Origin of the sequence: Streptomyces durmitorensis, from assembly GCF_023498005.1 — a bacterium.
GTDB lineage: Bacteria > Actinomycetota > Actinomycetes > Streptomycetales > Streptomycetaceae > Streptomyces > Streptomyces durmitorensis.
In genome coordinates this window covers 4,030,645-4,043,583 of sequence record NZ_CP097289.1, presented here as the reverse complement: position 1 = coordinate 4,043,583, position 12,939 = coordinate 4,030,645, and the positions used below count along the sequence as shown (strand labels likewise).

At 71.0% G+C, this 12,939-nt stretch carries 13 protein-coding genes; 7 read left to right on the top strand and 6 right to left on the bottom strand.

The genetic code is table 11. The annotated features are described in order from the left end of the window. Positions 1-466: 466 nt before the first annotated feature. The gene (locus tag M4V62_RS17960; protein WP_249588282.1) at positions 467-754 is read right to left on the bottom strand and encodes a chorismate mutase; all 288 of its coding nucleotides are present in this window, start codon (positions 752-754) and stop codon (positions 467-469) included. 476 nt (positions 755-1,230) lie between these two features. On the opposite strand from M4V62_RS17960, the gene guaA reads away from it, so the two are divergent. After that, positions 1,231-2,817, top strand: coding sequence for a glutamine-hydrolyzing GMP synthase (guaA, locus tag M4V62_RS17955; protein ID WP_249588281.1), 1,587 nt, complete (start codon positions 1,231-1,233; stop codon positions 2,815-2,817). Between the two features lie 77 nt (positions 2,818-2,894). On the opposite strand, the gene M4V62_RS17950 is transcribed toward guaA, so the two are convergent. After that, a complete protein-coding gene (locus tag M4V62_RS17950) occupies positions 2,895-3,374 on the bottom strand; it encodes a pyridoxamine 5'-phosphate oxidase family protein (RefSeq protein WP_249588280.1) in 480 nt (159 codons plus the stop codon). A 163-nt stretch (positions 3,375-3,537) separates the two neighbouring features. Between M4V62_RS17950 and M4V62_RS17945 the strand changes: the two genes are divergently transcribed. The 3 genes from M4V62_RS17945 to M4V62_RS17935 all read left to right on the top strand — a co-directional run bounded on the left by M4V62_RS17945 (position 3,538) and on the right by M4V62_RS17935 (position 6,403). Beyond that, positions 3,538-4,323, top strand: a complete 786-nt coding sequence (locus M4V62_RS17945) for a class II aldolase/adducin family protein (protein WP_249588279.1) — start codon at positions 3,538-3,540, stop codon at positions 4,321-4,323. 157 nt (positions 4,324-4,480) lie between these two features. After that, positions 4,481-5,746: a hypothetical protein gene (locus M4V62_RS17940; protein WP_249588278.1), complete on the top strand. Its 1,266-nt coding sequence runs from the start codon at positions 4,481-4,483 to the stop codon at positions 5,744-5,746. Between the two features lie 132 nt (positions 5,747-5,878). Continuing rightward, positions 5,879-6,403, top strand: coding sequence for a DoxX family protein (locus M4V62_RS17935; RefSeq protein WP_249588277.1), 525 nt, complete (start codon positions 5,879-5,881; stop codon positions 6,401-6,403). Positions 6,404-6,450: 47 nt separating this feature from the next. On the opposite strand, the gene M4V62_RS17930 is transcribed toward M4V62_RS17935, so the two are convergent. Then, positions 6,451-6,750 (bottom strand): hypothetical protein, encoded by a 300-nt coding sequence (locus tag M4V62_RS17930; protein ID WP_249588276.1) that lies wholly within the window; start codon positions 6,748-6,750, stop codon positions 6,451-6,453. Further along, the gene (locus tag M4V62_RS17925; protein ID WP_249588275.1) at positions 6,737-8,077 is read right to left on the bottom strand and encodes a PspC domain-containing protein; all 1,341 of its coding nucleotides are present in this window, start codon (positions 8,075-8,077) and stop codon (positions 6,737-6,739) included. The genes M4V62_RS17930 and M4V62_RS17925 overlap by 14 nt, the downstream gene beginning before the upstream one ends. 183 nt (positions 8,078-8,260) lie before the next feature. On the opposite strand from M4V62_RS17925, the gene M4V62_RS17920 reads away from it, so the two are divergent. Together M4V62_RS17920 and M4V62_RS17915 are read left to right on the top strand one after the other, a co-directional pair. Further along, positions 8,261-9,550: an ATP-binding protein gene (locus M4V62_RS17920; protein ID WP_249588274.1), complete on the top strand. Its 1,290-nt coding sequence runs from the start codon at positions 8,261-8,263 to the stop codon at positions 9,548-9,550. Beyond that, on the top strand, positions 9,547-10,374 hold the full coding sequence (locus M4V62_RS17915) for a LuxR C-terminal-related transcriptional regulator (protein ID WP_283779095.1): 828 nt from the start codon (positions 9,547-9,549) through the stop codon (positions 10,372-10,374). The genes M4V62_RS17920 and M4V62_RS17915 overlap by 4 nt, the downstream gene beginning before the upstream one ends. Before the next feature lie 57 nt (positions 10,375-10,431). Here the strand turns inward: M4V62_RS17915 and M4V62_RS17910 are convergent, their stop codons facing one another. Then, positions 10,432-11,082 (bottom strand): hypothetical protein, encoded by a 651-nt coding sequence (locus M4V62_RS17910; protein WP_249588273.1) that lies wholly within the window; start codon positions 11,080-11,082, stop codon positions 10,432-10,434. Positions 11,083-11,172: 90 nt separating this feature from the next. Further along, entirely contained in the window at positions 11,173-12,216 is a 1,044-nt protein-coding gene (locus M4V62_RS17905) for a C40 family peptidase (RefSeq protein ID WP_249588272.1), read from the bottom strand. Positions 12,217-12,536: 320 nt separating this feature from the next. Between M4V62_RS17905 and M4V62_RS17900 the strand changes: the two genes are divergently transcribed. After that, on the top strand, positions 12,537-12,890 hold the full coding sequence (locus M4V62_RS17900) for a hypothetical protein (protein ID WP_249588271.1): 354 nt from the start codon (positions 12,537-12,539) through the stop codon (positions 12,888-12,890). Positions 12,891-12,939: the final 49 nt, after the last annotated feature.

Here is a 12,939-nt window from a genome sequence, read left to right as displayed (position 1 = left end):
GCGGCCAGTCCTGCTACGCATCGTGCTCGATGCGCCGTGGCCCGCGCAACCGGTTCGACATGATCCGGACGAACAGGGACAGCTGGGCCTTTTCGTGGGAACGGGGGACGGTTCGAGGGGACGGTCGGGGGACGGTTCGGGGGACCGGGAAGGCCGGTCGGCTCCGGGCGTCCCCGGAGCCGACCGTTCCCTGGGTGACCGGGCTGCTGTCCCCTGCCGTCCGGTCACGTCTCTGGAGCGAGGTCCCACGGCACACACGGAGTGTGCGCCTCATCGCTCCAGCGGAGCCACGCGTGGTTTTTCCGTGCCCGCCCCTGGCTGGCACGGACATCGGGACCAACGAAGCCGCTCCGCGCCCGGTCACGCGCCGTACGGGTGAGAGCGGACCCGAACTCAGGTCCGGGGGCGGCAGCGGGGGCGGCGCCGGGGGCGGCAGCGGGGGTCGGACCCGGCCCCCGCACAGCTCTCAGACCCGGCCCCTGCACAGCTCCAGGAGCGTCATCGCGAGCGACGTACCGGGCTTGCCGAGCGCGTCCCTGTAGTGGCCGAGGACCTCCATCTCGCGCGAGAGATTGACGCGGCGGCCGCCCGAACCGATCCGGGCCTCCTGGATGACGGCCGACACGGCCATCCGTTCCTGTACGAGACCGATGATGCGGTCGTCGAGTGCGTCGATGCGGTCACGCGCGCCCTCGATCACGTCGGCGGCCTCGGGGGTGCGGGCGCCGGTCTTGTCGGTCGTGGTGATGGTCATCTGGGGCTCCTCATCGGATGTGGATCCCGGGATCCCTAGGGGTCCCGGTGGGTCCCGCTGGATCTCGGACGGAGTGCCCCGGAGCGACAAGGCCCGGAAATGACAGAACGCCCCGGGCCTTGTCGGCCCGGGGCGCCTGGGAAGTCGCTTGTCAGTGGATCAAGCAGCTCGACCATGGCAGCCGGCGGGCCGGTTGCCATAGGTAAAGAGGAAGCTGAGGTGCTTGGTCACGAGGACAGTATGCCCCCAGGCGCGCGTGCCTGGTCAACACGGGTTCCGCCGCGGCTCGGATGCTGAGACGCGACGCACTGCCACCTGCGCGGGCATCCCACCGTCACCTCTGGGGGGCACCGGCTCCGTCGGATGCGACGAAGGGGGGGCCCGCGAGCCCGTTAGAATCGACAAAACAGATCCCTGCTCACGCACGAGCCCCAGCTCACGCGCAAGCTCACGCTCAATGCCGGAAGGCCGCCGCCGTGCCATCAGCGTCCCCCGCTGCCGCCGCCCCCGACACCGTTCTGGTCGTCGACTTCGGAGCGCAGTACGCCCAGCTCATCGCCCGCCGCGTCCGCGAGGCCCGGGTCTACAGCGAGATCGTGCCGAGCACCATGCCGGTCTCCGAGATGCTCGCGAAGAACCCCGCCGCGATCATCCTCTCCGGCGGCCCCTCGTCGGTGTACGCGGACGAGGCGCCCAGCGTCGACCGCGCCCTGTTCGAGGCCGGTGTCCCCGTCTTCGGCATGTGCTACGGCTTCCAGCTGATGGCGACCACCCTCGGCGGCACCGTCGACAACACGGGCGCGCGGGAGTACGGACGTACGGCCCTTGCCGTCTCCAAGCCCGGCTCGACGCTCTTCGAGGGCACCCCCTCCGAGCAGTCCGTGTGGATGTCGCACGGCGACGCGTGCAGCGCGGCGCCCGAGGGCTTCACCGTCACCGCGTCCACGGACGTCGTGCCGGTCGCGGCCTTCGAGGACGACGAGAAGAAGCTGTACGGCGTGCAGTACCACCCCGAGGTCATGCACTCCACGCACGGCCAGCAGGTGCTCGAGCACTTCCTCTACCGGGGCGCGGGCCTGAAGCCCGACTGGACCACCGGCAACATCGTCGAGGAGCAGCTCACCGCGATCCGCGAGCAGGTCGGCACCAAGCGCGCGATCTGCGGCCTGTCCGGCGGCGTCGACTCCGCCGTGGCCGCCGCCCTCGTGCAGAAGGCCATCGGTTCGCAGCTGACCTGCGTGTACGTCGACCACGGTCTGATGCGCAAGGGCGAGACCGAGCAGGTCGAGAAGGACTTCGTCGCGGCCACGGGCGTGCAGCTCAAGGTCGTCGACGCGCAGGAGCGCTTCCTGACCGCCCTTGCCGGTGTCTCCGACCCCGAGCAGAAGCGGAAGATCATCGGACGCGAGTTCATCCGCGTCTTCGAGCAGGCCCAGGCGGAGATCATCGCCGAGGCACCCGGTGACCAGCCCGTCGAGTTCCTCGTCCAGGGCACGCTCTACCCCGACGTCGTCGAGTCCGGCGGCGGCTCCGGCACCGCCAACATCAAGTCCCACCACAACGTGGGCGGCCTCCCCGAGGACCTCGAGTTCCAGCTGATCGAGCCGCTGCGCCAGCTCTTCAAGGACGAGGTGCGGATGGTCGGGCAGGAGCTCGGCCTGCCGGACGAGATCGTCCAGCGCCAGCCCTTCCCGGGCCCCGGCCTCGGCATCCGCATCGTCGGCGACGTCACCAAGGAGCGTCTGGACCTGCTGCGCGAGGCCGACGCGATCGCCCGCGAGGAGCTGACCGCGGCCGGTCTCGACCGTGAGATCTGGCAGTGCCCCGTGGTGCTGCTCGCGGACGTGCGCAGCGTGGGCGTGCAGGGCGACGGCCGGACGTACGGCCACCCGATCGTGCTGCGGCCCGTCTCGTCCGAGGACGCCATGACGGCCGACTGGACGCGCATGCCGTACGACGTCCTCGCGAAGATCTCGACCCGCATCACGAACGAGGTCGCCGACGTCAACCGCGTCGTCCTCGACGTGACGAGCAAGCCGCCGGGCACCATCGAGTGGGAGTAGTCCTCCCGGCGGGACGCCCTGTCCCGCAGCGCTGATACGGCGCCGTCCACCGAGGTGGGCGGCGCCGTTCGCGTACGTCAGGTCCGCCTGGTCGTCCGCGCCGGCGCACCCGGCTTCCACAGCTGCACCGCCAGATACTTCTCGTCCTCGATGTACGTCCGCACCACCTCCGTCAGCTCCGTGCGGAAGAGGTGGAACGCGTCCGGGTCCGGCGGGTTCACCTCGCCCGTGTACCGCGCGATGAGCTCGGGGTCCTCGGCCTTGATCGCCCGCCCGGAGATCCGGATGTCGCCGCCTGCCATCTCCGTGCCCGGTCCCGGGTTCGCCTGGAGCGAGAAGCGCGGATCGCGGAGCAGGTCGAGCGCCTTCATCGAGTTCGGCATCATGCCGAGCCACAACTCCCCGTACAGGAAGCGCACTTCGAGCCCGCTCGTGCGTGGTGATCCGTCCTTGCGGAGTGTGGCGAGGGTGTGGTGCGTGAACAGGCCGAACCGCTCCTCGGCGGTCCGCGCGAAGGTGGGTTCTGCTGCGCTGAAGGCTGCCCAGTTCGTCGTCATACGGCGAGTGTCCCGCCGATACCCGACACCTACTGTCCGGCATGACGCACCGACTTCTGTCCCGCCTCGCGCCCCGATTGCGCACTCTCTTCACAGGGCACCCCTGTCTTCCTGCGCTGACCGGCGGTAACTTCCGCTCCGTACAGCCAGGGATGGAGGACACATGCAGGCGCCCACACCGATACCCGTCGAGCGGTTGCAGTTCGCGATGCCGCCGGTGCACGACTCGTTGGCGGAGGAACGGCGTTACCGCAAGGAACGGCTCGCCGGGGCACTGCGGATCTTCGGACGGCTCGGCTACGAGGACGGGGTGTCCGGGCACATCACGGCGCGGGACCCGGAGCACGAGGACTGTTTCTGGGTGAACCCCTTCGGGATGCCCTTCAAGCACGTCACCGTGGGCGATCTGGTCCTCGCCAACGCGGAGGGGCAGGTCGTCGAGGGACGCCACCACGTCAATCAGGCCGCCTTCACCGTCCACGCACAGGCGCACCTGGCGCGGCCCGACGTCGTCGCCGTCGCACACTGCCACTCGCTGCACGGCCGCGCCCTGTCCACACTCGGCGAACTCCTGGACCCGATCACTCAGGAGTCCTGCGCCTTCTACGAGAGCCACGCGCTGTACGACGGCTACACGGGCGTCGTCGTGGACTCGGACGAGGGCCGGCGGATCGCCGCCGCGCTCGGCAACCACAAAGCCGTCATCCTGCGCAACCACGGGCTGCTCACCGTCGGCGACTCCGTCGACGCCGCCGCCTGGTGGTTCCTCACGATGGAGCGCTCCTGTCAGGTCCAGCTGAGCGCGCGGGCCGCGGGTCGGCCGATCCTCATCGGCCACAAGCAGGCGGTGGCGACGCGCGAGCAGCTCGGCAGCGACCTCGTCGCATGGATCAACTACCAGTCCCTGTGGCAGGACATCAGCCGCAGCGAACCGGACCTGCTCGCCTGAGCCGTTGACCTCGGACGTCAACACGGGCGCGGCGCATTCACCCTCGCTGACCTGACCCGGGGAACCCGATCGCCTTCCAGTACGGCACAATCCCCTTTCATCGCAAGGAAGTTCACGTTTCGGTGCTCGAACGAGGGCGGGGAAGGCGGCGTACGCGGTGGCGGTGCAGGAGGCGCGGCAGGGCGCACACGGGGGCGGCTGCACATGCGGCGACTGCCCGCACGGTGCGCGCGAGGGGCATCGGCGTGCCGTGGCCGCATTCCTCGCCAAGCGCGACGAGCTGGCGGTGGGCCATGGGCTGCCCCCGGCGGTCGCCCACTCGGCGGGCGCTTCCCGGCAGTGGGTGTCGGACGAGCTGACCCAGTCCGCACGCGACGTCGCCGAACGTGGCCGGGCCGATGGCCAGGCCTGGCTCGGCCTGCAGTGGCGGCGCACCGCCGCTGTCGTCTGGGTGGCCGTGGGCGTCCTGCTCCTGGTCCAGGCGCTCACCGCGATCGGCACCGGGTGGACCCTCGCCCGCACCGCCGGAGTGCTCGCGGCCGTGGTGGTCGGCGGCCTGCTGACCGGTGCCGGATATGTGCACCGGGCGCGCGGCGGGATCCTCGCTCCGTTGATCGGCGAGGACAACCGCCTCTCCACCTCCCGCTCGGTGGCCGCGTGTTGGGTCCTGCTCGTCGTCTTCGCCGTGCTCGTCCTGGTGGGCGAGCTCGCCGGGGCGTCCGGGCACCGCGAACGGGACGAGCTGATCGCCGGGCTCGACCTCGCCCGCGCCGCGGGCGCCGTGACCGTGCTCGCCGTGGTCTGCGGGGTCGCCGTGCTCGTACGCCGCGTGGTGGGTCTGCGCGTCCTTGGCCAGCGGCTGCAGAAGGTGCCCGCCGACCGCCCCCGGGCCGCCGACCTGCTCACCGACGACGCGGGCCGCGGCAGCTTCGCGGACGCGCAGTACATCCTGGTCAGCGCCGTCGCCATGATCTTCGCCGCCGTACGCCTCGCGCGCCGTCCCGAGCAGCTGCCCGACCTGCCGTGGGGGCTCGCCCTCCTCGTCCTGGTGTCGGCGGCGACGTACCTCGCCGGCAAGTACGCCGAGGGCGGCCGGCCCGTGATCCTCTCCGTGGTGCGCGCCCGCGAGGCGGGCGATCTCGACGCCCCCATCCGCACGGGCGACGACATCGAGATCCGCGGCGCCGGATTCGTGCCCCCGGGCGCGCAGACCGCCGATCGCCTCGCCCGTATGGTCGTTCGCATCGGAACCGTGCACGTCCATGTGCCGCTCGTCCCCGTGCCGGGCGGTTTCACCAACCCGACCGACGCGGCCCTGACCGTCCCCGTCCCGGTGGACGTGGAGCCGGGGCGGGTCGACGTCCAGGTGATCACGGCCGCGGGCGTCGAGACGAACCGCTGCACGATCGACGTCACGGACTGAGCACCCCGGCTCCGCGCCGGGCCGGTCCTCGCGAATTCGATGCAAGCCACTGAGCAGGCCCCCCTGTTCGTACGTATCGTCAGATGACGGGTCCATGGGCGAAGCGGGTCAACGGGAGAGGCGGCGAGAGCGATGGCTCACGGCATGCGTACCGACAGCCACACCAGCTACGTCAGAAGCAGCGGCTGGCGGGAGAGCGCTTCCCGATACGCCCTGCTCCCGCTCCGCGTCTTCCTCGGGGTCACCTTCATCTACGCGGGCCTGGACAAGCTCACCGACAGCGCCTTCATGTCGGCCAGTGGCGCCGGGTCCATCGGCGAGATGATGGAAGGCGTCCGCGACATCTCCGCCATCCCGGCCCTCGTCGACCTCTCCCTCAAGAGCCCGGTCGGCTTCGGCTATGCCATCGCCCTCGGTGAACTGGCCGTCGGCATCGGCACCCTCGTCGGCCTCTTCGCCCGGATCGCCGCGCTCGGCGGTGCGCTGATCTCGCTCAGCCTCTGGCTGACCGTGAGCTGGTCCACCGAGCCCTACTACTACGGCAACGACCTGGCCTACCTGATGGCCTGGCTCCCGCTGATCCTCGCGGGCGCGTCCATCTTCTCGCTGGACGCGATGCTCGCGGCCCGACGCAAGTACGGGTCGGGGCTCGGCTGAGCCGCGGGCCAGGCCGGGCAGGGCTGGGTCGGGTCGGGCTGGGGCGGCTAGGCGTCCCGGGAGTCGTCGACCGGGCGGTCGGCTATTCGGTCCGCCGTGCTGTCCGTCGTGCTCTCCGCCGTCCGGTTCGCGGTGCGGTCCGCGGTGCGGGCCCTGGGCCGGCCGCGTATCCCGTAGGACACGGCTGCCGCCGCGCCGCCGAGCAGCAGACCCGCCAGCAGGAGCGGGAACACCACGAACCACGGTGTGTCCCAGATGCCGCCCGCGTCACCCGCGTAGGCGATGGCCGCCATCAGCAGGAACAGGCCGAGGACCAGCTTGCCGGGATGGAACTCATGACGTAGCACGGGTCACCTCCACCTGTCCGATGCCCACTTCGACGTGCAGCTCGAGCGTGCCGCCGTCCTTGCTTCCCGCGGGCGGGTTCAGCGTCACCGTCTTCTCCTTGCCCGGAGCGATGTCCACGTCGCCCTTGCGGTCCTCCGGCAACTGGATGTCGCCGATGCCCACTTCCACGTCCAGCTTCACCGTGCTGTCCTTCGGCACGATCACCTTCACCTGGCCTGCCCCCACCTCGGCGCCAGTGCTCAGCGTCTCGCCCTTGCCGGGACCGGCCCGGGTCAGGTCGAGCGTGCCGAGGCCCGTCCCCAGTTCATACCGAGGCTCGACCTGTTCCGCCGCGGTCGGTTTCCACTCCGTCTCCGCCCAGGTGGTGCTGATGTCCTTGGGCAGTGCGGCCGCGCCCGCGAGCAGCCCGGCCGTGATCACCGCGAGCACGATCGAGCCCACGCCGGTGCGTCCCAGGAAGGCGCTGAGAGCGATGCCGATGCCGAACACGGCGAGCGCGAGGGCGAGGCCGGTCTGCAGGCTGGTGCCGAGCGGCTGCTCCTCCCACGTGAGGCCGGTGCCCAGACCGCCCGCGAGCAGCGCTCCCAGAAAGACGGAGCCGCCGATCCAGCGCGGGCCGCGCTGCTTGGGCCGGGGGGCCACCGCGGGCTCCCGCTGCTGCCGTATCCGCCCGTGCGGTGGGTCGGGCTGATACTGGACGGCCACCCCCTCGGGCCCCCAGAAATAGCCCGAGATCCCGTCGTGCGTGCCGTCCTTGACGATCGGGTCCCGCCACCACGAAGGCGCACCGGCCACCGGCGGTGCCTTCGCCTCGGGCGGGGCGTCCGCCACGGCCTGGGCCGCCACCGGATCGGGGTCGGTCGTGCCGCGCTGCTGCGACCAGTACCCCGCGCCCGCGAGGAGCAGGGCGAGGACGGCCGCGAAGGTGAGCGCCCCGCCGTTGTTCAGCAAGGAGAGGAAGACGCCGCAGCCGACGAGCGCGAAGAGCACGGCCGTCAGGGCCTGGCCGTCCACACGGCCGGAGAGGAGCCTGCGCGCCTCGTTCTCCTCCTCGTCCTCGGAGGGGACGAACAGCCACGCGAAGCCGTAAAAGACAAGGCCGAGCCCGCTCGTGACGGAGAGGAGCGCGAGCCCGATCCGGAAGATCACCGGATCCATGTCGCAGTGCTGACCGAGACCCGCGCACACGCCGCCCAGCTTCTTGTGCCGGCGGTCGCGGCGGAAGGCCCGCACGTCCATCGGCCCGCCCGGTTCCTGCGCCGTGGCGGTGAGAGGATCGCGCGGCGCGGCCTGCGGGCCCGTCCCGGCGGGCTGCTCGTCTGTCATGTGTCCATGGTGACGGGCCGGAGGCCACCGCGGCAGTCGGGACAACCCTGGCCGAACCCTGAGATCGCCCCTGACACGTCCCTGCCCCGGCCTCCGCACCCCTGTGTCCGGGGCGGAGATCAGGGACGTCTCGGGGGTCGACCCTGATGCCCCCGCCCGCGTACGCGTGTGAATATCGGAGGCATGCCGGAAGCCGCAGCAGTATCCATCGAAGACGAGCGGCCGCTGCGAAAGCTCTATCGCAGCGGTGACGGCCGTTGGCTCGGCGGGGTCGCGCGCGGCCTCGCCGGTCATCTCGGTCTGCCCGTCGTCTGGGTGCGGCTGATCTTCGTCGGCCTGTCCATGGCGGACGGGATGGGTGCGCTGCTGTACGCGGCGTTCTGGTTCTTCGTGCCGCTGGGCGTCGGCGGGGTCGACGCCCAGCGGCCGCCCTCGGCCGTGACCACCGAGACGGCGCCCGACGGACGCCGCAGACTCGTGGCCCGCAAGCCGGACAAGGGCCAGCTCGTCGCGCTGCTCGCGATGGTCGTCGTCGCCATGGTCTTCGTCGGCAATGTGGATCTGGGCAGCTCGACCAAGGCCTATCTGTTCCCGACGCTGCTCGTCGCCGCCGGTGTCGCGCTCGTCTGGCGGCAGGCCGACAACGCCCGCCGGGCCCGCTGGATGGCCGTCGGCCGCCGCAGGCGCACCCTGACCATCGCCCGTGCGGGGGCCGGAGTGCTGCTCGTCGGCGCCGGTGTCAGCGGCATCGTCGTGCTGCAGGGCTCCACCTCGCACCTCAGCTCCGTGCTACAGGCCGCGCTCGCCGTCCTCGTGGGCGTCGCGCTGCTCGCCGGCCCCTATCTCGTGCGCATGATGCAGGACCTCTCCGAGGAGCGGCTGATGCGGATCCGTGCACAGGAGCGGGCGGAGGTCGCCGCTCATGTGCACGACTCGGTCCTGCACACCCTGACCCTGATCCAGCGCAACGCCGAGAACGCCTCAGAGGTGCGCCGCCTGGCCCGCGCCCAGGAGCGGGACCTGCGTCAATGGCTCTACAAACCGGAGGGCACGGGCAAGGACGAGGCGGACGAGCCCGACACCCTCGCCGAAGCGGTCCGGCGCAATGCCGCGGAGGTGGAGGACAAGCACGGAGTGCCCATCGAGGTCGTCGTCGTCGGCGACTGCCCGCTCGACGACCGGCTGACCGCGCAGATGCAGGCCGCGCGGGAAGCAATGGTGAACGCCGCCAAGTACGGTGGCGATGGCGGTGCGGTGCAGGTCTTCGCCGAAGTCGAGGGGGAGACGGTGTTCGTGTCCGTCCGCGACCGTGGCCCCGGCTTCGATCTGGATTCCGTGCCGGACGACCGCATGGGCGTACGAGAATCGATCATCGGCCGTATGCAGCGCAACGGCGGCACGGCGCGGCTGCGCGCGGTGCCGGGGGGCGGCACGGAAGTCGAGCTGGAGATGGAGAGGACGGCGACGACATGAGCGACGCGAGTGAGGCCGTGGGGCCCAGGGGCGGATCAGAGGGTGCGGCCGAGCCGTCCGCGGCCGAACCGAACACGGCGGCCACGGCCGGGGCGGCCGAACCGGCTCAGCCCGCCGACGCGGCCGATTCAGCCGGTGCTGCCGTCGGCGGCGACCAGGAGAGCCGCCGTGCGCGCGTCGTCCTCGTCGACGACCACCGGATGTTCCGCACGGGCGTCCAGGCGGAGATCGGCAGGACCGCGATCACCGGTGTCGAGGTAGTCGGCGAGGCCGCGGACGTCGACCAGGCGGTCACGGTCATCACGACGACGCGCCCCGAGGTCGTGCTCCTCGACGTGCACCTTCCGGGCGGCGGCGGGGTCGAAGTGCTGCGCCGCTGCGCGCCGTTGATGTCCGATGCCGAGCGCCCCGTGCGGTTCCTCGCACTGTCCGTATCGGACGCCGCCGAGGACGTCATCGGCGTCATCCGTGGCGGTGCCCGCGGCTATGTCACCAAGACCATCACCGGTACCGACCTGGTCGACTCCATCTTCCGCGTGCAGGACGGCGACGCGGTCTTCTCGCCCCGCCTCGCCGGGTTCGTCCTCGACGCCTTCGCGTCGACCGACGCGCCCCCGGTGGACGAGGACCTGGACCGCCTCACGCAGCGCGAGCGGGAGGTGCTGCGGCTCATCGCTCGGGGGTATGCGTACAAGGAGATCGCCAAGCAGCTCTTCATCTCCGTGAAGACGGTCGAGTCGCATGTGTCGGCGGTGCTGAGGAAGCTCCAGCTGTCCAACCGGCACGAGCTGACGCGGTGGGCGACGGCGCGCCGACTGGTCTGACGGTCGGGCCGGTCCCGGCTAGGTAGTGCGCCGGTGGTCCGGTGGTCCGGCCCTGGCTCAGCGGTGCGCGCTGTTCGCCGCCGGGGTGGCCCGTGTGGCGGGGCCCAACTTCCGTATTGCCCAGCGGTAGTGGCCCACCGCCTTGGTGATGCCGATCAGGCCCGTCAGCCACAGGATGAGGCCCGTGCCCATGCCGAGCACGACGTCGCTGTACGAGTCCCGTCCCGGTTCGGCGTAGGCGGCGGACGCGAAGGACGCCCACAGGCCGAGGGCGCACACGAGGAGGGACGAGAGGAGCCAGCAGAGGCTGAGGCCGGGGGAGCGGAGGGCGGAGTCCGACGCCGGGTGGCTGTCGAGCGCCAGCCAGCTGTCGGTGAGTTCGCGGGCCTTGCGGTCGTTGCGGATGCCGGCGACGACTCCGTAGACGCAGGGGGCGATGGCTCCCAGGCCCAGGATCGCGCAGAGCGGGACCATGACGACGGCCATCACATCGTGGTCCTCGATCATCTCCAGCGGCACCGTCAGGAGCGCCCAGCCGATGACGCAGCCGAGCCCGAACAGCCAGAGCAACAGGATCCGGTGCAGGCCCAGGCTCCGCCTGCGCAGTTCATCGAGCGCCATGCCGCGGTCGTGCAGGAGCGCGTTCCGGTCCGGCCAGGTGCGCAGATAGGCAGGTGGCGGGGGCGGCGGCAGCGTACGGCGGGGCATGCCCCTGACAGTACCTGCGGGGGTCGAGCGGCTCCTCAACCCCCTTCCCCGCCGCCCCCTGCGAGCCCTTCATCGCACCCGCAGGACGTCTCACGCCACCCGCGTCGCCCCCGCGAAGGGCATTTGGCTGATCGGCGCGAGGCGCACCGGAGCGCTCGGGTTCGGGGCGTGGATCATCTGGCCGTTGCCCACGTAGAGGCCGACATGGCTGATGCCCTGATAGAAGAAGACCAGGTCGCCGGGCTGGAGTTGGGAGCGCGGGATCCGCTCGCCCGCGGCGATCTGCGCGTACGTCGTGCGCGGCAGGTCGACCCCCGCCGACCGGTAGGCGGCCTGGGTGAGCCCGGAGCAGTCGAACGCGTCGGGGCCGGTGGCGCCCCATACGTACGGGCTGCCGAGCGCCTTGTGGGCGTACGAGACGGCCGCTGAGGCGCGGGAGTTGGGAGCCTTGGCCGTACCGCCCGTGATGCCGTCGCGGGCCGCCGTACGGGACGCCCTGTCCTCGCCCGAGAGCTCCGCGCGCTGGTCGCCGGTGAGCTGCGACAGGAGCCGCTTGGCCGTGTCCAGCTTTCCGTTGACCGTCTTCTTGTGCTTCTTCAGCTCCGCCTGGCGGGACTTGAGGTGCGCGAGGGTGTCGTCGGCCTCGGTGTGCAGCTGGTCGATCTCCTGGAGCTGCTTGCGCACGCCGGTGACGGCCGCGGCCTGGCGGCTGTCCGCCCGGTCGGCGAGCGCGGCGCGCTCGAGGTACTGGTCGGGGTCGGAGGAGAGCGCGAGCTGGACGGCCGGGTCGATGCCGCCGCTGCGGTACTGCGCGGCGGCGATCGAACCGAGGCCCTCGCGCGCCGAGTTGAGCTTCTCCGTCTTGCGGGCCGCCTCGTCGCGCAGCTCGCCCAGTGACTTCTCGGCGTTCTGGGCCTTCTCCTTGGCGCCGTTGTACTTCTCGGTGGCGATCTCCGCCTCGCGGTAGAGCGCGTCGACCTTGGACTTCACCTCGGCCGGGCTGAGCCGCGGGTCGGCGTGTCCCGTCCCGTCGAAGGCGGTGGCTGTCGCGGCCCCGGCGAGGGCGATGGTGGCGGCGGTGCGGGCCGTATGGCCACTGAGCGAGCGCTGTTTGGGCTTGCGGTGCGCTGCCACGAAGGGGGCTCCTTAAGGTTCCGGCGGCGGCCCGCACAGGGGGAGCGGACCGCCGCCGGATTCTCGGCGGTGGTGTCCGACTGCCGCCCCTGGTCCGGGCGGCGGTGGGGAGCCGGGCACCTGACGAAGGACGCTAAACCTGGCCGTCACGGGTTGGTGACGGAATGTGCGCAACTGACGGAAGTGTTCTGGAAGGTGACCGTATGTGACTGCGTCATCCGCCAGGCCGCACGTCCTTCACGTGCGCGCGTGACCGATGCGGCGCTTGTGGCCCACCTGGCTACGGAGTGGTGATAAGGCCCCGGCTAGGCTCCGGAACCATGGACGTTCTCACCCATCTCTTCGTCGGCCTGCACATCATCGGCATCGCCTCCCTCCTGGGCGGCTTCCTGACTCAGATGAAGCAGATGGGCCAGGGCACGGCCCGCTTCAACCCGGCGATGCTGCACGGCGCGCTGACGATGCTCGTCACGGGCGTCATCCTGGTGGGTCTCAATCAGGCGGACGACAACCCGGTCAACAACCTCAAGATCGGCATCAAGATGGCCGTGCTGATCGTGATCCTCGCGCTGGTCTATGTGAAACGGGACGAGGAGAAGGTGGACAAGGCGATGTTCGGCGCCGTCGGGCTGCTGACCGTCGTGAACATCTTCATCGCGGTGCTGTGGACCTGAGTCGCCCCGCAGACAGAAACGGCCCTCCACGCGCGCGTGGAGGGCCGTT

Bases quoted from the DNA above. Each gene is read 5' to 3' on its own strand.
- M4V62_RS17960 (WP_249588282.1), bottom strand. From the start codon at position 754: ATGACCATCACCACGACCGACAAGACCGGCGCCCGCACCCCCGAGGCC.
- M4V62_RS17950 (WP_249588280.1), bottom strand. From the start codon at position 3,374: ATGACGACGAACTGGGCAGCCTTCAGCGCAGCAGAACCCACCTTCGCG.
- M4V62_RS17945 (WP_249588279.1), top strand. From the start codon at position 3,538: ATGCAGGCGCCCACACCGATACCCGTCGAGCGGTTGCAGTTCGCGATG.
- M4V62_RS17935 (WP_249588277.1), top strand. From the start codon at position 5,879: ATGGCTCACGGCATGCGTACCGACAGCCACACCAGCTACGTCAGAAGC.
- M4V62_RS17925 (WP_249588275.1), bottom strand. From the start codon at position 8,077: ATGACAGACGAGCAGCCCGCCGGGACGGGCCCGCAGGCCGCGCCGCGC.
- M4V62_RS17920 (WP_249588274.1), top strand. From the start codon at position 8,261: ATGCCGGAAGCCGCAGCAGTATCCATCGAAGACGAGCGGCCGCTGCGA.
- M4V62_RS17915 (WP_283779095.1), top strand. From the start codon at position 9,547: ATGAGCGACGCGAGTGAGGCCGTGGGGCCCAGGGGCGGATCAGAGGGT.
- M4V62_RS17910 (WP_249588273.1), bottom strand. From the start codon at position 11,082: ATGCCCCGCCGTACGCTGCCGCCGCCCCCGCCACCTGCCTATCTGCGC.
- M4V62_RS17900 (WP_249588271.1), top strand. From the start codon at position 12,537: ATGGACGTTCTCACCCATCTCTTCGTCGGCCTGCACATCATCGGCATC.